At 68.4% G+C, this 16,179-nt stretch carries 14 protein-coding genes; 8 read left to right on the top strand and 6 right to left on the bottom strand.

Annotated features, from left to right (window positions below):
* The first annotated feature begins 95 nt into the window (after positions 1-95).
* The 3 genes from KME82_RS00660 to nagA are packed head-to-tail and all read left to right on the top strand — an operon-like array spanning position 96 to position 3,053.
* Positions 96-848, top strand: coding sequence for a GntR family transcriptional regulator (locus tag KME82_RS00660; RefSeq protein WP_215496820.1), 753 nt, complete (start codon positions 96-98; stop codon positions 846-848).
* A complete protein-coding gene (locus tag KME82_RS00655) occupies positions 845-1,894 on the top strand; it encodes an SIS domain-containing protein (RefSeq protein ID WP_430538770.1) in 1,050 nt (349 codons plus the stop codon). The genes KME82_RS00660 and KME82_RS00655 overlap by 4 nt, the downstream gene beginning before the upstream one ends.
* Before the next feature lie 13 nt (positions 1,895-1,907).
* A complete protein-coding gene (gene nagA / locus KME82_RS00650; protein ID WP_215496819.1) occupies positions 1,908-3,053 on the top strand; it encodes an N-acetylglucosamine-6-phosphate deacetylase in 1,146 nt (381 codons plus the stop codon).
* 549 nt (positions 3,054-3,602) lie between these two features.
* Here the strand turns inward: nagA and KME82_RS00645 are convergent.
* Together KME82_RS00645 and KME82_RS00640 are read right to left on the bottom strand one after the other, a co-directional pair.
* Positions 3,603-5,057: an amidohydrolase family protein gene (locus KME82_RS00645; RefSeq protein ID WP_215496818.1), complete on the bottom strand. Its 1,455-nt coding sequence runs from the start codon at positions 5,055-5,057 to the stop codon at positions 3,603-3,605.
* 276 nt (positions 5,058-5,333) lie between these two features.
* Positions 5,334-5,924: a macro domain-containing protein gene (locus KME82_RS00640; protein ID WP_215496817.1), complete on the bottom strand. Its 591-nt coding sequence runs from the start codon at positions 5,922-5,924 to the stop codon at positions 5,334-5,336.
* A 200-nt stretch (positions 5,925-6,124) separates the two neighbouring features.
* Between KME82_RS00640 and KME82_RS00635 the strand changes: the two genes are divergently transcribed.
* On the top strand, positions 6,125-7,597 hold the full coding sequence (locus tag KME82_RS00635; RefSeq protein WP_215496816.1) for a hypothetical protein: 1,473 nt from the start codon (positions 6,125-6,127) through the stop codon (positions 7,595-7,597).
* A gap of 151 nt (positions 7,598-7,748) precedes the next feature.
* On the opposite strand, the gene KME82_RS00630 is transcribed toward KME82_RS00635, so the two are convergent.
* Complete coding sequence (locus tag KME82_RS00630; protein WP_215496815.1) at positions 7,749-8,102, bottom strand: hypothetical protein; 354 nt, start codon at positions 8,100-8,102, stop codon at positions 7,749-7,751.
* A gap of 307 nt (positions 8,103-8,409) precedes the next feature.
* On the opposite strand from KME82_RS00630, the gene KME82_RS00625 reads away from it, so the two are divergent.
* Together KME82_RS00625 and KME82_RS00620 are read left to right on the top strand one after the other, a co-directional pair.
* On the top strand, positions 8,410-12,099 hold the full coding sequence (locus tag KME82_RS00625; protein WP_215496814.1) for an indolepyruvate ferredoxin oxidoreductase family protein: 3,690 nt from the start codon (positions 8,410-8,412) through the stop codon (positions 12,097-12,099).
* 111 nt (positions 12,100-12,210) lie between these two features.
* On the top strand, positions 12,211-12,432 hold the full coding sequence (locus tag KME82_RS00620) for a hypothetical protein (RefSeq protein WP_215496813.1): 222 nt from the start codon (positions 12,211-12,213) through the stop codon (positions 12,430-12,432).
* 97 nt (positions 12,433-12,529) lie between these two features.
* On the opposite strand, the gene KME82_RS00615 is transcribed toward KME82_RS00620, so the two are convergent.
* From KME82_RS00615 to KME82_RS00605, 3 genes are read right to left on the bottom strand one after another with little or no spacing between them, the layout of a single operon-like run.
* Positions 12,530-12,790 (bottom strand): hypothetical protein, encoded by a 261-nt coding sequence (locus KME82_RS00615; protein WP_215496812.1) that lies wholly within the window; start codon positions 12,788-12,790, stop codon positions 12,530-12,532.
* A gap of 32 nt (positions 12,791-12,822) precedes the next feature.
* Positions 12,823-13,596: an anti-sigma factor family protein gene (locus tag KME82_RS00610; protein WP_215496811.1), complete on the bottom strand. Its 774-nt coding sequence runs from the start codon at positions 13,594-13,596 to the stop codon at positions 12,823-12,825.
* A 57-nt stretch (positions 13,597-13,653) separates the two neighbouring features.
* Positions 13,654-14,169: a sigma-70 family RNA polymerase sigma factor gene (locus tag KME82_RS00605; protein ID WP_036103502.1), complete on the bottom strand. Its 516-nt coding sequence runs from the start codon at positions 14,167-14,169 to the stop codon at positions 13,654-13,656.
* A gap of 164 nt (positions 14,170-14,333) precedes the next feature.
* Here KME82_RS00605 and KME82_RS00600 point away from each other — a divergent pair, with 164 nt between their 5' ends.
* Positions 14,334-15,440, top strand: coding sequence for a catalase family peroxidase (locus tag KME82_RS00600; protein WP_215496810.1), 1,107 nt, complete (start codon positions 14,334-14,336; stop codon positions 15,438-15,440).
* On the top strand, positions 15,437-16,051 hold the full coding sequence (locus KME82_RS00595) for a cytochrome b (protein WP_215496809.1): 615 nt from the start codon (positions 15,437-15,439) through the stop codon (positions 16,049-16,051). The genes KME82_RS00600 and KME82_RS00595 overlap by 4 nt, the downstream gene beginning before the upstream one ends.
* Positions 16,052-16,179: the final 128 nt, after the last annotated feature.

The raw sequence follows: 16,179 nt of genomic DNA, 5'->3' as shown, positions 1-16,179 counted from the left end.
ATACCACTTCGACAAATAGACAATAAATCAACGATTTATCTAGGTTTAGCACGGCTTTGTTGCCGCCAGTGGTCTACGACTGGTATCTTTTTGCCATGCAGTCCTATTTGCAAAGCGAGTTCCGCCGCCAGACCGACGCGCGCCGCGCACCGGCCTATCAACACCTGCGCCGGACCCTGCAGCACGCGATCGACAACGGCGAACTGACCGCCGGCCAGGCCCTGCCCGGCGAGCGCGAACTCGGCAAGCTGCTGGATCTGTCGCGGGTGACCGTGCGCAAGGCCATCGCCGGCCTGGTCGCCGACGGGCTGCTGGTGCAGCGCCAGGGCGCCGGCACCTTCGTCGCCGAACGCATCGTCAAATCGTTTTCGCGCCTGACCAGCTTCACCGACGACCTGCGCGCGCGCGGGCTCGATCCGCGCTCGACCTTCCTCGAACGCGGCGTCGGCGAGGTCACCCCGGAAGAAGCGATGGCGCTGAACCTGTCGCCGGGCGCGGCGGTGATCCGCTATTACCGCCTGCGCACCGCCGACGGCGTGGCGCTCGCGCTGGAACGCACGGTGGTGCCGCTGTCGGTGCTGCCCGATCCGGCCCTGGTCGAAAACTCGCTGTACGAAGCCTTCGCCAAGCTCGACATCCGCCCCGCGCGCGCCCTGCAACGGCTACGCGCGATCGCCTTCGACGCCGAACAGGCGCGGCTGATGAACCTGCCCGAAGGCGCGCCCGGATTGTTCATCGAACGCCGCACGTTCCTCGACGACGGTCGTGTCGTCGAGTTCACCCGATCCTTCTACCGTGGCGACGCCTACGACTTCGTCGCCGAACTGCAGAGCGAACCCACGCCGTGAGCACCCCCACCCTGCTGGACCCGACGAGCACCCGCATGTACGCCGAGGCGCACGAAGCCGGCGACGCGGTCGCGCGCCAATTCGCCGCCAACGCCGACAGCGTCGACGCCCTGGCCGAGCGCCTGCAACAACAGCCGCCGCGTTTCATCGTGACCTGCGCGCGCGGCAGTTCCGATCACGCCGCGACCTACGGCAAATATCTGTTCGAAACGCAGCTGGGATTGGTCACCGCCTCGGCCTCGCCGTCGGTGGGTTCGGTGTATGCGGTCCGGCCCAAGCTCGAAGGCGCGTTGTTCGTGGCGATCTCGCAGTCGGGCAAGAGCCCCGACCTGCTGCGCAACGCCGAGATCGCCAAGGCCGCCGGCGCCTACGTGGTCGCGTTGGTCAACGTCACCGATTCGCCGTTGGCGCAGCTCGCCGACACCGTGCTGGGCCTGCACGCCGGCCCGGAAACCAGCGTCGCGGCGACCAAGAGTTACCTGTGTTCGCTGGCCGCGCTGCTGCAGCTGACCGCGCGCTGGAGCAACGATGCGGCGCTGTTCAACGCCGTGCATGCCTTGCCCGATGCGCTGCGCGAGGCGTCGAAGCAGGATTGGTCGCCGCTGGTCGAGGGCCTGACCGATGCGCGCAATCTGTTCGTGATCGGCCGCGGTCTGGGCCTGGGCGCGGCCCAGGAAGCCGCGCTCAAGTTCAAGGAAACCTGTGGCCTGCACGCGGAAGCCTTCAGCAGCGCCGAGGTCAAGCACGGGCCGATGGCGATCGTCGGCCCCGGTTTCCCGGTGCTCGCCTTCGCCCAGGACGACGGCACCGGCGACGGCACGGTCGCGGTCGCGCGCGAGTTCCGCGCGCGCGGCGCGCCGGTGTGGCTGGCCGCGCCGGGCATCCATGGCGGCGACGCCCTGCCGCTCGCGCGTTCCTCGCATCCGGCGATGACGCCGCTGATCACCGTGGCGAGCTTCTACCAGGCGGTCAACGCGCTCGCGGTCGCGCGCGGCTACAACCCCGACCTGCCGCCGCATCTCAACAAAGTCACCGAGACGGTCTGAGGAACGCATCGCCATGTCCGTCACTGCCGGCGTCATCGCCTTCGTCAACGGGCGCGTTCTGAGCGAGCGCGGGTTCGAATCGGATCTGAGCGTGATCGTCGAGGGCGGGTACATCGTCGCGGTGTTGCCCGGGCCGGCGCCTAGCGGAACCCAGACGATCGACTTGCGCGGCGATTACTTGGTGCCCGGCTTCATCGACACCCAGGTCAACGGCGGCGGCGATGTGTTGTTCAACGATGCGCCCGATGTCGACGGCCTGCGCCGCATCGCCCAGGCGCACCGCAAGTTCGGCACCACTGGGATGCTGCCGACCCTGATCAGCGACGACGTGTCGGTGATGCTGCGCGCGATCGATGCGGTGCGCGAGGCGATCGCGCAAAACGTGCCCGGCATTCTCGGCATCCACCTGGAAGGGCCGTACCTGGCCGCCGCACGCAAGGGCGTCCACAACCCCGACAAGTTCCACACGCCCAGCGAGGCCGAACTCGATCAGATCGCCTCGCTCGAAGTCGGCAAGACCCTGCTGACTCTGGCGCCGGAACGTTTCGACAACGCCACCTTGCAGGCGCTGGCCGCGCGCGGTGTGCTGCTCAGCGCCGGCCACACCGCCGCCGATTACGATCGTCTGCGCGATGCGTTCGCTCACGGCGTCAGCGGTGTGACCCATCTGTTCAACGCGATGACCCCGCTCGGCAGCCGCGACCCCGGCGGCGTGGGCGCCTGCATCGAAGACCCGAACGCGTGGTGCGGGGTGATCGTCGACGGCGAACATGTCCACGACGCGTCGCTGCGCATCGCCATCGCGGCCAAGCCGCGCGGCAAGATCATCCTGGTCACCGACGCGATGCCGCCGGTCGGCGGCGAGCAGGACGACTTCGTCCTGTACGGCCAGACCATGACCTGCCGCAACGGCAAATGCACCACCGCCGACGGCACCCTCGCCGGCTCCGCGCTCGACATGGCGAGCGCGGTGCGCAACACCGTGCAACGGCTCGGCCTACCGCTGGACGAAGCCTGCCGCATGGCCTCGGCCTACCCGGCCGACTTCATCGGCCTGGGCCACGAACTCGGACGCATCGCGCCGGGATATCGCGCTGACCTGGTGGCGTTAGACGATAAGCTGCATGTGCGCGACAGCTGGATCGCCGGTCTGCGCTGAGCGGCGCTCAATCGTTCACACCCGCGCTCTCGTTCAAGCCTGCCTGCCGCGTTACATCACCCACCCGTGCTGTTCCCCCCTTTGAAAAAGGGGGGCTGGGGGGATTTGCTTTTCGCTCAAGCAGCGACGGCATCCAAGCAAAAAGCAAATCCCCCGCGCTGCAAACATTCACCTTGCCAACGAATAAACGCCGGGCGCCAGCCCCCTTTTCCAAAGGGGGCAAACCAACGCGCTTGTCCGGACAAAGCCGTCGACACCACAGCCACAAAAAAAGTCGCACCAACGAAGCGAATGCTTTTGCTGTTCCCCCCTTTGAAAAAGGGGGGCAGGGGGGATTTGCTTTTCGTTCAAATCGCGACGAGTTCCCAGCAAAAAGCAAATCCCCCGCGCCACAAACGCCCACCTCGCTACCGACTGAACGTCGGGCGCCAGCCCCCTTTTCCAAAGGGGGCAAACCAACGCGCCCGTCCGAACAACATGGTCGACATCATGGCCGCGCCATCACCTCCCACACCCACGAATAACCAAAGTAACGACACCCCAAGCGCATCAATGCAACCCCACCTTCCCCCTCATCGCCTCGAAGATCGCCTCGGTCTTGTAGCCCTTGCCTTCCTTGAACACCAACGGCATCCGCTCGATGGCGCCGGCATCGCGGGTCGGATCGCCATCGATCATCACGACATCGGCGCGCTTGCCCACTTCCAGACTGCCAATGCTCGCCTCTCGACCCAGATAGCGCGCACCGTTCAAGCTCGCCACCCGCACCGCCTGTTCGAACGAGAAGCCCGCCTCGACCATCAACTGAATCTGGCGCTTGCTCGCATAGCCCGGAATCACCCCGCCGTAACCGGTCGGATCGGTGCCGGCCAGCAACAGACCGCCGGCGTCGGCGAAGCGCTTCTCCCATTGGCCGAGCTTCGGAAACAACCGCGCCCATTCCCAATCGGCCGGCTTGGCCTGCATCGACGTCCAACCGGCCTCGTACTGCTCGCGCACTTCGGGCAGCAGCAACGACAACGCCGCCTCAGGCACCTTCGGCCGCCGCGCCACGAGCGTCTCGAACACCGGCAAGGTCGAGGTGATCGCGACCTTGCGCGCGACCAACAGATCGATCAGCGCGCGCATCTGCGGCGCGTCCAGGTCCAGATCGGCGAGCGAGCGGGTGATCGACGCAGGACAGGCGTCGGCCTGCTTGTCGGTCGCGAAGTCCGACGCGAACGCGAAGCCGTGTTCGAGATTGTCGATGCCCATCGCCGAGGCTTCGGCGAAGGTCACCGAGCACAGATGCGCGGTGACCTTGCGCGAGCGCCGGTGCGCGACCTCGATGATGCGTTGCAATTCATCGCGGCGGATGTGCATGTAGGCCTTGTACGAATCCACGCCCTCGTCGGCCCAGTAACTCACCGCGCGCTCGGCGTCGTCCGCGCCGTTGACCACCTTGACCGCCAGCACCGCCAATCCGGGGCCGTTGAGCAGCGGCGCGGTCACGTCCATGTCCGGCCCGGCGATCGCGCCGGCCTGGATCTGCGCGCGCATGTTGAGATCGGCGTACGGCAGCATCGCGCCGGCGGTGCGCAGGGTGGTCACGCCACCGGCCAGATACAGCGCCGGAAAGCTGTGCACCATTTCCGAATAGTTGCCATGCCCGGTCGGATAGAACATGTGCTCGTGCATCATCACCAAACCCGGCAACAAGGTCTTGCCGCGCGCATCGATCACGGTCGCGCCCTTCGGAATCGCGATACGTCCGCTCGCGCCCAGCGCGCGGATCTTTCCGTTTTCGACCAGCAAGGTCTGATCGCGCCGGATCGGCGCGCCGGTGCCGTCGACCACGTCGGCATGGGTGAAGGCCAGCGACGATTGCTCGTAAGCCAGGAACGGCGATTGGGCCGGCGCCTTCGCCGCGGCCGGCGTGGCCGCGGGTTTGGGCGGCTCGGCCGCGCCGGCGGCCACGGACAAGCACAACGACAACGCGAACACGATCGAACGACTCAAGTTCATGGCGGCTCCCCAGCCTGGCGCGAATGATCTGCTGCGAATGAAACGGCGACGGCCCGCGTAGCGCGTGCGTCCCGCAGTATCGGCCGTTCGCCGCGGCGGCATTTGTCCGTGCTTGGCGTGTGCGGAATGCACTTTCCTGGGTCAACGGGCCAAGTGTCTTCCTGCATCACTCGGCGCGTTGCGTGACCGCCTTGCTGGACCTGCTCTTCGCAGCGCCGAACAGGTTCGTCCCGCTATCCTCGGCGATGAACTGCGTCACCCGCGATGCATGGCCCGTCAACGCATCAACCCCGCATGCTGCGCCAGCACCCCGCGCGCGCTGTCGCGCCAGTGCGTTTCGCCCAGCACGACGTCGGCATAGGCCGCGCGCATCTGCCGCGCCACGCGATCGAACGGCATCGCGCCGATGCCGGCGCCTAGCGCGGGGCTGGTCAGCGACGCGATCGTGTCGGCGCGGCCGCGGTTGTGCGCGTCGATCGCGATCAGCGCGGCGCGGAAGGCCAGATAGACGTTGGTCGTGCGATCCACCGGCATCGGCACGCGCATGGTCGGCGCGCTGACCAGGAACGCGAACGCCGCGTGGCCGGTCGCCACCACGATCGCCTGGCCGACCGGCAGTTCGCCGCCGTGTTCGCTGCGTATCCGCGCCTGCACCGCGTCCTGCAGCTCCCAGCCGAAGTAGCGCGAATACAGCAGGTCGATGCCGCCGTCCATGAAACCGAAACTGTTGGCCGGGCTGAGGATCGCGTCGGCGGGCGCGTCGAGGATGTCGCCGACCTCGACCGTCGCTTCGGATTCGCTGAAAACCGCTCGCCAGGCTTGCGCCATGCCGGGGTCGAGGGTGCGCAGGTGCAGCGTCAGGGGCATGAGGATTCGGTTCCCGGCGTGGTGGGCGGTCGCTGCATCGATCGGCAAAGCCAGGGCGGGACAGGCGCGGCGGCGGCCGCGGAAGGTGCCCGGCCGGGCGGCCTTTCGTCCTGAAATTGCGACCATTTCACGGAAGTTTTATACCTTTCTGCGCTGCTGGTAGCACAGTACGCAACGGGTCGAGCAAATGGAGAAGCATGATGGGTGATCCCACCAGTCCCACCAATGGACACATGCCGCCGCCGAGCGGTTCGCCCACCCCGCCTGCGGCGGACGTGCGCCTGCAGCCGTTCGGCTTCCAGCTTCCGCAGTCGCAGTGGCCGGACATGTCCGCCACCGGGCCTTGGCCGCTGCCGTCCGCGCCGCCCACCGGGCCGGTGCCGGGCTTCCGGATACCGCCGTCGCAAGACCCGTTGAGCGTGCTCGGTCCGGGCCTGGGGCCGGCCGGCTTGACGGCGCCGGTCACCTTGCCCGGCCGGTCCGAAGGCTCGGGGATCGCCTGGTCGGGCAACACGCCGCTGTTCGGCCATTTTCAGCGGCAGACGATCGCCGGCCCGGACGGCAGCGTGACCTCGCTCGGCGCCACCCTCACCGATCCGCGCAACGGCGTGGTGTCGGGGTTCGCCGGCGCGAGCAACGGCCCCACCACCCTGGCGATCGGCGGCAACCCGAACGGTTTCGTGGTCGCCGGCAGCCGCACCGACGGCGTCGACCGGCTGTCGCTGGGCGTGGCCGGCAACCTGCAGACCAACACCTACACCGGCTTCGGCAGCCTGCAGTTGGGGACCAGCCAGCTGTCGGCGCTGTATTCGCAATCGCCGACCGGCAGCGTCGCGTCGCTGGACGCGCGCCACGAGCTCGGCGGCGGCCGCGTGCTCAGCGGCGGCATTCGCCATGACAGCGGCACCGACACCACCGGCTTGAACGCCGCGTTCAACGGCGGCCCGGGCGGCTTCAACCTCAGCACCGCGGTCACCCGCAGCCCGCAGGGGACCGGCGTGGAAGCCTCCGCGAGCCAGGCCTTCGGCACCGACAACTGGCTGCGCGTGGGCGCATCCGCCGCGTTCAATCCCGGCGGCGCCTACCGGTTCGGCCCGACCCTGGACACCACCTTGGCGCCCAACCTGACCGCGAGCGGCCGGCTGAATTTCGAGCGCGACCAGGGCGGGCGGCAGACCTTCGGCGGCCAGGCCGAGATCAATTACCGCGAACCCTCCAGCGGGGTGAGTTTCTTCGGCCGGGTCGCCACCGATGGCCGCGGCACCTCCGGCGTGTTCGGGCTGACGATTCCACTGGGCGGCGGCGGTGGCGGCAGCACCCGCGGCCTGCCGAGCGGCGGCGCGGAGTTCCGCCTGCCCGATCCGGCGCCGAACCGGGACGCGCCCGATCGCCGCAGCGCATTGGAACCGCGGACGCCGGTGGAAGGTCGCGCGCCGACCGGCCCGCGCACCGCGTCCGCCGGCGGCGATGCGAACGCGCTGCTCGACGGATTGATCGCCGGCGACCGCAACGCCCTGGACGCGGCGCGCAACCTGCCCGCGGGCCAGGACATGCGCCGGCAGGCGGTGGCCACGGTCGATCGCCAGGAGCAGCAGCAGGCCGCGCAGGCGCCCGAAACCCAGCAAGCGGTGCAGCCCGATGCGCCGTCGCGCGGAGCGCGCTCGATCGGCTAGGCGATGTCGGTGGAAATGCCGGCTCGGTGGACCGGAGCCGGCCGGTCTCGACCCGGATCGGGCGAGACGCTGCCGGTTCGGATCGGCCGATGCATGCGCACGGTGCGCTGCCGCAACGAAGCGGCGAAACTGCGTGTCGGTACGACGCGGGCTATCGCTGCGCCGGCGCGGGATCGCGCGCCAGCACCGCATTGAAGACCTCGACAACCGTCGCCGTCGCCACGCGCCGCTGGCCTTCGGCTACCTCGAACACGCGACCGGGCCACACACTGCCCGGATAGACCTCGGGGGTGAGGAACCACACCAACGCCTGCGCCCGTGCGCCCGGTTCGACCGTATCGGCGTCGATGAACTCATGCCGCACCGAGGTCCAGTAATCGGCGCGCACCGCGTAGGCCGGCGAGTAACCGCTGACGACCGCGCCCGTGCGCCCGCCGCGCTGCGAGGCGAGCAGTTCGAACCCTACCCGCGCATCGGCGGGGCGGTGATACGGGGCTGACGGCATCGTGTGGTCTTCACCGGAGTGATGGGCCATGCGCTCGCCACGGCGTCCGGTTGCGATGAATGGAACCGTCGCACGGTTCGGACCGCACGACCCCGGACCACACGGTAGCGCACCTCCCCATCGGCCACCGCCCGGACGCGCGCCGCCGCGGCACACCCGGTCCGCCTTTCGGCCCCAATCCCCGCGATTGCTATAATTCCGAGTCTTTGCTCGGTCCCCGGCGCGCCACCGCCGGCCCGGCCCGTCGCTGCACCGTCCGCCGAACGCCCCCGCCAGCCAACCCGCGGCACCGCCGCGAGAGCCCGCCATGACCAGCACCGCAGAACTCAGCTCGCCCTCGTCGGCGAATACCGCCCTGACCAACAGCGTCCTCGACCCGGACTACGGGCTGGAGCACAAGTACACCCGTCAGGAAGGCCGCATCTACCTGTCCGGCGTGCAAGCGCTGGTGCGCCTGCCGCTGATGCAGCGCCTGCGCGACCAGGCCGCGGGCCTGAACACGGCCGGCTTCATCTCTGGCTACCGCGGCTCGCCGCTGGGCGGGTTCGACCTGGAGCTGTGGCGCGCGCGCAAGCACCTGGAAGCGGCCGGGGTGAAATTCACCCCGGGCCTCAACGAGGACCTCGGCGCGACCATGGTCTGGGGCACTCAGCAGACCAACCTGTTCCCGGGCGCCAAGGTCGAAGGCGTGTACGGCATGTGGTACGGCAAGGGCCCGGGCGTGGACCGCACCGGCGACGTGCTCAAGCACGCCAACGCCGCCGGCACCAGCAAGTACGGCGGCGTGCTGGCGCTGGCCGCCGACGATCACGCCTGCCGCTCCTCGACGTTGCCGCACGGCTCGGAGGGCGAGTTCACCAGCGCGATGATGCCGATCCTCAACCCGGCCGGCGTGCAGGACATCCTCGACATGGGCCTGATCGGCTGGGCGATGTCGCGCTACACCGGCCGTTGGGTCGGCTTCAAGACCATCGCCGAGACGGTCGAGTCCTCGGCGTCGGTCGACGTCAATCCGCTCGCGCTCGACATCATCACCCCGGACGATTTCATCCTGCCGCCGGGCGGCCTGAGCATCCGTTGGCCCGATCCGCCGATGGATCAGGAAATGCGCTTGCACCAGTACGCGGTCAAGGCCGCGCAGGCGTTCGCCCGCGCCAACAAGATCGATCGCATCGTCATCGATTCGCCGAATGCGCGCCTGGGCATCATCACCACGGGCAAGAGCTACCTCGACGTGCTGCAAGCGCTGGAGTATCTCGGCCTGGATCAGCGCGCCTGCTCGGACCTCGGCATCCGCGTGTACAAGGTCGGCATGACCTGGCCGCTGGAACCGGTCGGCCTGCGCGCGTTCGCGCGCGGCCTCGACGACATCCTGGTGGTCGAGGAGAAGCACGCCTTCATCGAAAGCCAGATGAAGGAATCGATGTACAACTGGGACGGCGAGCGGCGTCCGTCGATCGTCGGCAAGTACGACGAAAGCGGCGAGTGGATCCTGCCGTCGACCGGCGAACTGACCCCGGCGCGCATCGCCGGCGTGATCGCGCGCCGCATCCAGCGCTTCCACGACAGCGAGCACATGCGCGAAGTGCTGCGCTGGATGGAAGAAAAGGAAAGCGAACTCGCCCTGCCGCGCGCCTCGTTCCCGCGCGTGCCGCATTACTGCTCGGGCTGCCCGCACAACACTTCGACCGTGGTGCCGGAAGGCTCGCGCGCGCTCGGCGGCATCGGCTGTCACTACATGGTGACGTGGATGGATCGCGACACCAACACCTTCACCCACATGGGCGGCGAAGGCGTGACCTGGTCGGGGCAGGCGGCGTTCACCGAAACCCAGCACGTGTTCCAGAACCTCGGCGACGGCACGTATTTCCACAGCGGTTCGCTGGCGATCCGCCAGTCGGTCGCCACCGGCGTCAACATCACCTACAAGATCCTCTACAACGACGCGGTCGCGATGACCGGCGGCCAGCCGGTCGACGGGACCTTGTCGGTGCCGCAGATCGCGCACCAGGTGCGTTCGGAAGGCGTGCACACCATCGTGCTGCTGTCGGACGACATCGCCAAGTGGAACAAGCGCGAAATCTTCCCGAGCGACATGGAGTTCCACGACCGCTCCGAACTCGACGCGGTGCAAAAGCGCCTGCGCGAGGTGAAGGGCACCAGCGTGCTGATCTTCGATCAGACCTGCGCGACCGAGAAGCGCCGCCGCCGAAAGCGCGGCAAGATGGTCGATCCGCAAAAGCGCGTCATGGTCAACACGCTGGTGTGCGAAGGCTGCGGCGACTGCGGCAAGAAGTCGTTCTGCGTGTCGGTGCTGCCGAAGGAAACCGAGTTCGGCCGCAAGCGCGAGATCGACCAGTCCAACTGCAATAAAGACTATTCCTGCGTGAACGGGTTCTGCCCGAGCTTCGTCACCGTCGAAGGCGGCGGCCTGAAGAAGAAGAAGGGCTCGGCCAAGGACCGCCTGACCGATCTGCCGATGCCGACGCTGCCGTCGCTCGACACGCCGTGGAACATCCTGATCACCGGCGTCGGCGGCACCGGCGTGGTCACCATCGGCGCGTTGCTCGGCATGGCCGGGCACCTGGAAGGCAAGGGCGCGAGCGTGCTCGACCAGACCGGTCTGGCGCAGAAGGGCGGCGCGGTCACCACCCACATCCGCATCGCCAAGACGCCGAACGACATCCACGCGGTGCGCATCGCCGCGGGCGAGGCCGACCTCGTGCTCGGCTGCGACATGGTCGTGGTCAACGACTACTGGGCGCTGTCGAAGGTGCGCGCCGGCCGCAGCCAGGTCGTGCTCAACAGCTACGAAGCGATGCCGGGCACCTTCACCACGCGTCCGGACATGCAGTTCCCGGCGACCGACATCGTCGCGGCGATCAAGCAGGCGCTCGGCGGACAGGACCCGCTGATCGTCGACGCGACCCAGCTCGCCACCGCGCTGCTCGGCGATGCGATCGCGACCAATCTGTTCATCCTGGGCTACGCCTGGCAGCGCGCGCTGGTGCCGATCACCTTCGATGCGCTGATGCGCGCGGTCGAGCTCAACGGCGCGGCGATCGAAATGAACAAGACCGCGTTCGCCTGGGGCCGACTGGCCGCGATCGATCCGCAGTCGGTGGCCGAAGCCGCCGGCGTGACCCGCAAGGTGCCGACAGCGGCCGAAGCCACCCCGCGCGACCTGCCGCATCTGGCGCCGGGCGAATGGGAAGGCAACGAATGGGGCGCCACCTCCGCGCCGCGCGCGACCCGCAACGAGGACGAGCTGCGTCATGTGCCTGCCAAGGCCGACGGCGACAACGTCGCGTTCCTGCCGCTCGACGATCTGCGCCTGTCGCGTTCGCTCGATGAGCTGATCGCGCGCCGCGTCGCGTTCCTGACCGACTACCAGGACGCCGCCTACGCCAAGCGTTATTCGGACTTCGTCGCGAAGGTGCGCAGCGCCGAGCAGACCAAGGCGCCGGGTTCGACCGATCTGGCCGAGGCGGTCGCGCGCTATTCGTTCAAGCTGATGGCGTACAAGGACGAGTACGAAGTCGCGCGCCTGTACACCAGCGGCGATTTCCAGCGCAAGCTGGAGCAGCAGTTCGAAGGCGGCTACAAGCTCAAGTTCCACCTCGCGCCGCCGCTGCTGGCCAAGAAGGACGCGCAGGGCCGCCTGATCAAGCAGGAATTCGGGCCGTGGGTGTTCACCGCGTTCAAGTGGATGGCGAAACTGCGCAAGCTGCGCGGCGGCACCTTCGACATCTTCGGCTACACCGAAGAACGCAAGATGGAGCGCCAGCTGATCGCCGACTACGAGCAGACGATCGGCGACCTGCTGCCGACCCTGGACGGCGGTAACGTCGACCTTGCGGCCGAGATCGCCGGCATCCCCGAGCACATCCGCGGCTACGGCCACGTCAAGGAAGAGCACCTACACAAGGCCAAGGCGCGCGAGGCGGAGTTGCTCAAGGAATACCGCAATCCGCTGCGGATCGTGCAGGCGGCCTGAGTCGCCCGGCAGCAACGAAAAACCCCGCGAAAGCGGGGTTTTTCGTTATCGGTTCCTGGACGGCGCCGCGCCGGCGTGGATACTGGGCTCGACCGTGTTGCGGGCGCCGCCATGAAACCGCCGATCTGCGAGCTTTGCCATCGCCGCAAGGATGTCTCGATCGTGGAATTCGCCGACTTTCGGCCCACCCCGCATCCTGCACTCGACCATCCCCATGGCCTGGAATGGTTCTGCGCCGAGCACCTGCAAGCCGCGCAAGCGCTGGCGCATCTGGATTACCACGAGGCGATGGCGCAATTGCGGGCGCGCCCGAGCAGTTCCGATCACGATTGAGCGCATGCCCGGCATGCAACGAACCGAACTGGGTTAAGCTGCGGATCAAAAAACCTCGCGAAAGCCGTCAGCCTGCGCGCCGACGCGAGCGTGCCGCTCAGCTCCCCGTGCGGATATCCAGGCGACGGATGATCTCGCTGGCGGCGTCGCGCACCTTCGCCGAATCGGTCGGCATGCGCGAATCGGTTTGCGACACCTTGATCAGTTCCATCCGCGCCGTTTCCAGCGCGGCGTCGGCATTGTGCGAGATGGCGTGGCGTCGCCAGTCCTGTTGCGTCGCCGAGCCTTCGGCCAACGAGTGCAGAAAATCAGCGAACCCGTCGTGCGCCTGCTGCGTTTCCTTCGAAACCGCCGTCATGACCGTTTTCCTCGATATCGAACCGTGCGCGATCAGATCGCGCCTGCCAGCGCGCGCCTGACGACGTTCGCCGAATCACCACGGCTCACCATCGCATAGTTGTAGTCGCCGCGCGACCAGTATTGCGCGAACAGATCGCCGTCGCGGCGGTCGCCGCGTGGCAGGAGATGGCGCTGCGGGCCGGGCGGCCGGATGTAGAAGCTGATCGCGTTGCCGGACGGGTCGGCGTACACCACCAGCGCCGCCGCGCCCTGTTCAGTCGACAGCATGCGCACGCCCGACGGACGGAAGCCGGCCGCGCTCAGATCGGGCAGCCGCATGGGCGCGCGGAAATTGGCGTCGAGCCAGGTCTGCAGGTCGCCGGCGCCGACCGTGCGATCGGGGCGCAGATCGTGACGCACCGCGAACAAGCGATGGGCGGCGATCGCATCGGCCATCGGCAGCGGTCGCGCCTGCGCCTGCGCCTGCAACGATGGCGCATCGGCCGACTGCGACCACGTCCGCGCCTGCCAGCCGCCGAGACCGCCCACGCCGATGCTCAGCAGTATCGCCGCGGCCATCGCGTAACGCGCGTTGCGCTTGCGGGTGAGGCCAGCGCGCACGCGCGCCGGATCGAGCTCGGGTTGCGCGCTCAACGCATCGCCGGCCAACGCGGCGCGCAGTTGCTGCGCATCGCGCTGCCAGGCGCGCAATTCTTCGGCCGATTCGGGATGACGCGCGAGCCAGGCTTCGACTTCGGCGCGGCGCGCGGCATCGAGCCGTCCGTCGACGTAAGCATGCAGATCGTGTTCGCTGGGGAGGTTCATTCGACGGCGCTCGCGCGGTGCGATGGAAAACGATGGAGGCGACTCACTGGAACACCTTCATTTCAACAACCTCAACGCCGGCCCCGGCGTCTCGCCTTCGCTGAGCCGGCGCAGCGCCTGGCGCGCGCGCGACAGCCGCGACATCACCGTGCCGATCGGCACCTCGAGAATGTCGGCGACGTCCTGATAGCTCAGCCCTTCCACCGAGACCCACAGCAGCAGGCTGCGCTGCTCGACCGGCAGGCGCTGCATCGCCTCCAGCGCCGAGCGCGCGACGAACTCGCGCTCGGCCGAGGGTTGATGCTCGTTGCCGGCCAGGCCCAAGCGCGACAACAAACCGGCGTAACGCTGCGAACGCCGCTGCGCATCGAGGAACTGGCGGTAGACGATCGCGAACAGCCACGGCCGCAGGGCCTGATCGTCGTGGCGGCTGTGCCAGCGGGTGATCGCGCGCTCAAGCGCGGCCTGGACCAAGTCGTCGGCCGCGTGCGGATCGCGCGCGAGCCAGCGCGCGAAACGCCGCAACGAGGGCAGTTGTTCGCGCAGGGCGGTGTCTAGCTCGTGGGCGGGCATGGCGGGCGGAGCGGGCGCTCGGAGAGGACGTCATGGGTGGGACGCCGCAGGCCGCAGTTTATTCCGTCGCCCCGGCGGTTTCGTTGAACCTATTTTGGTCGGGCCGGGAATAAACCCCGCGGCCGGGCGTCGTACCGGTATCGCGCCCCCACCGAGACCCCGCCATGTCGCCGCCCGAACCCGACTCAGCCAACGCCTCACGCTCCTCACCCGCGCCCTCGCGGCCGCCCGGGCCGCTCGGCCGCTATGCCCTGATCGCCTTCGTCGTCAGCGCCGCGGCGGCCGCGTTCGGTTACGTCGCCGGCCCGCTCGATCCGCAGCGGCTCACCCCTGAGCGCATCGTCGACGATCTGCAGGCCAACGGCGGCCTGCATCCGGGGTATCGCCGCAACCACGCCAAGGGCGTGTGCGTGATCGGCTATTTCGACAGCAGCGGCGAGGCCGCGGCGTATTCGAAGGCCGCGCTGTTCGCGCGCGGACGCACACCGGTGGTCGGACGCTTCGCCCTGCCCGGCGGCAATCCCTACGCGCCCGACGGCGGCGTGCCGATCCGCAGCTTCGCCCTGCGCTTCACCCAGGCCGACGGCCAGCAGTGGCGTACCGGCATGAACAACATGCCGGTGTTCCCGGTCGCCACGCCGCAGGCGTTCTACGAGCAATTGCAGGCCGGCGCGCCCGACCCGGCCACCGGCAAGCCCGATCCGGCCAGGCAGAAAGCGTTCTTCGCCGCGCACCCGGAAACCGCGGCGTTCCGCGCCTGGGCCAAAGACCGCAAACCCTCGGCGAGTTACGCCACCGAAACTTACTACGGCCTCAACGCGTTCTATTTCATCGACGCCGCCGGCGCCCGCCAGGCGGTGCGCTGGCGGGTGGAACCCGACAACGGCGCGGCGACGGCGCCGCTGTCGGCGCAGGATCACGACGTACTCGCCGACGAACTCGATCGGCGCCTGGCGAAGGCACCGTTGCAGTGGCGGTTGTTGGTGACCCTGGCCGCGCCGGGCGATCCGACCGCCGACGCCACCCGCGTGTGGCCGCCCGAGCGTCGCGAGATCGATGCCGGCCGCGTCGTGCTCGCCCGCGCGCAAGCGCAGGACGCCGGCGCATGCCGCGACATCAACTACGACCCGCTGATCCTGCCCGACGGCATCGCCGGTTCCGACGACCCGCTGCTGGCCGCGCGCTCATCCGCCTACGCCGAATCCTATCGCCGCCGCACCGCCGAAGAAGCGCGGGCCGGCGGCCACCCGCCGAAGGAGCTGCCGCGATGAGCCGCAACGAGGACATGTTCTGGTGGCCGGCGCGGGTGCTGCACTGGCTGATGGCGGTGATGATCGTGAGCATGCTGTTCATCGGCGCCGGCATGGTCGCGACGGTGTCGGACAAGCACACCTGGCTGCTCGCGCTGCACAAGCCGCTGGGGATTTCGATCCTGGCTTTGGCGGCGCTGCGCCTGACGTTGCGCCTTCTGCATAAACCGCCCGCGCTGCCGGCCGACCTGCCGCCGCTGCAACGGTTCGCCGCGCGCGCCTCGCATTGGTTGTTGTACGCGTTGATGTTCGCGCTGCCGCTGATCGGCTGGGCGATGCTGTCGGCCGGCGGTTATCCGGTCAGCCTCGGCGCCGGCGTCGTGCTGCCGCCGATCGCGCCGTCCGACCCGAGCGTGTTCGCGCTGTTGCGCTGGCTGCATCGCACGCTGGCGTATCTGTTGTTCGCGACGGTGCTGCTGCATCTGGCGGCGGCGCTGTATCACGGGTTGATTCGGCGCGATGGGGTGTTGCGCAGCATGGTGTGGCGGCGTGGATCGCGCGATGACGTAGCGTTGCCGCCCGCATCTGGCGACGTAGGTGCATCGCCTGTCGAGGATGCGTCCGTGCGTTGAGATCGCAGCTGCGTTTGGGTTGCGCCGGTCGGCGTAATTCGCGGTCGCGGCTCGCGCCGCTCCTACAGTTGGAATCGTAGTTACGTATCTGCCTGTAGGAGCGGCGCAAGCCGCGACCGCGAAACCGC

The sequence above is a fragment of the Lysobacter capsici genome (genome assembly GCF_018732085.1).
Classification (GTDB): domain Bacteria; phylum Pseudomonadota; class Gammaproteobacteria; order Xanthomonadales; family Xanthomonadaceae; genus Lysobacter; species Lysobacter capsici_A.
This window is presented reverse-complemented; position numbering and strand designations above follow the sequence as displayed.

Bases quoted from the DNA above. Each gene is read 5' to 3' on its own strand.
- KME82_RS00630 (WP_215496815.1), bottom strand. From the start codon at position 8,102: ATGCCGTCAGCCCCGTATCACCGCCCCGCCGATGCGCGGGTAGGGTTC.
- nagA (WP_215496819.1), top strand. From the start codon at position 1,908: ATGTCCGTCACTGCCGGCGTCATCGCCTTCGTCAACGGGCGCGTTCTG.
- KME82_RS00645 (WP_215496818.1), bottom strand. From the start codon at position 5,057: ATGAACTTGAGTCGTTCGATCGTGTTCGCGTTGTCGTTGTGCTTGTCC.
- KME82_RS00620 (WP_215496813.1), top strand. From the start codon at position 12,211: ATGAAACCGCCGATCTGCGAGCTTTGCCATCGCCGCAAGGATGTCTCG.
- KME82_RS00615 (WP_215496812.1), bottom strand. From the start codon at position 12,790: ATGACGGCGGTTTCGAAGGAAACGCAGCAGGCGCACGACGGGTTCGCT.
- KME82_RS00660 (WP_215496820.1), top strand. From the start codon at position 96: ATGCAGTCCTATTTGCAAAGCGAGTTCCGCCGCCAGACCGACGCGCGC.
- KME82_RS00625 (WP_215496814.1), top strand. From the start codon at position 8,410: ATGACCAGCACCGCAGAACTCAGCTCGCCCTCGTCGGCGAATACCGCC.
- KME82_RS00595 (WP_215496809.1), top strand. From the start codon at position 15,437: ATGAGCCGCAACGAGGACATGTTCTGGTGGCCGGCGCGGGTGCTGCAC.
- KME82_RS00640 (WP_215496817.1), bottom strand. From the start codon at position 5,924: ATGCCCCTGACGCTGCACCTGCGCACCCTCGACCCCGGCATGGCGCAA.
- KME82_RS00610 (WP_215496811.1), bottom strand. From the start codon at position 13,596: ATGAACCTCCCCAGCGAACACGATCTGCATGCTTACGTCGACGGACGG.
- KME82_RS00635 (WP_215496816.1), top strand. From the start codon at position 6,125: ATGGGTGATCCCACCAGTCCCACCAATGGACACATGCCGCCGCCGAGC.
- KME82_RS00600 (WP_215496810.1), top strand. From the start codon at position 14,334: ATGTCGCCGCCCGAACCCGACTCAGCCAACGCCTCACGCTCCTCACCC.
- KME82_RS00605 (WP_036103502.1), bottom strand. From the start codon at position 14,169: ATGCCCGCCCACGAGCTAGACACCGCCCTGCGCGAACAACTGCCCTCG.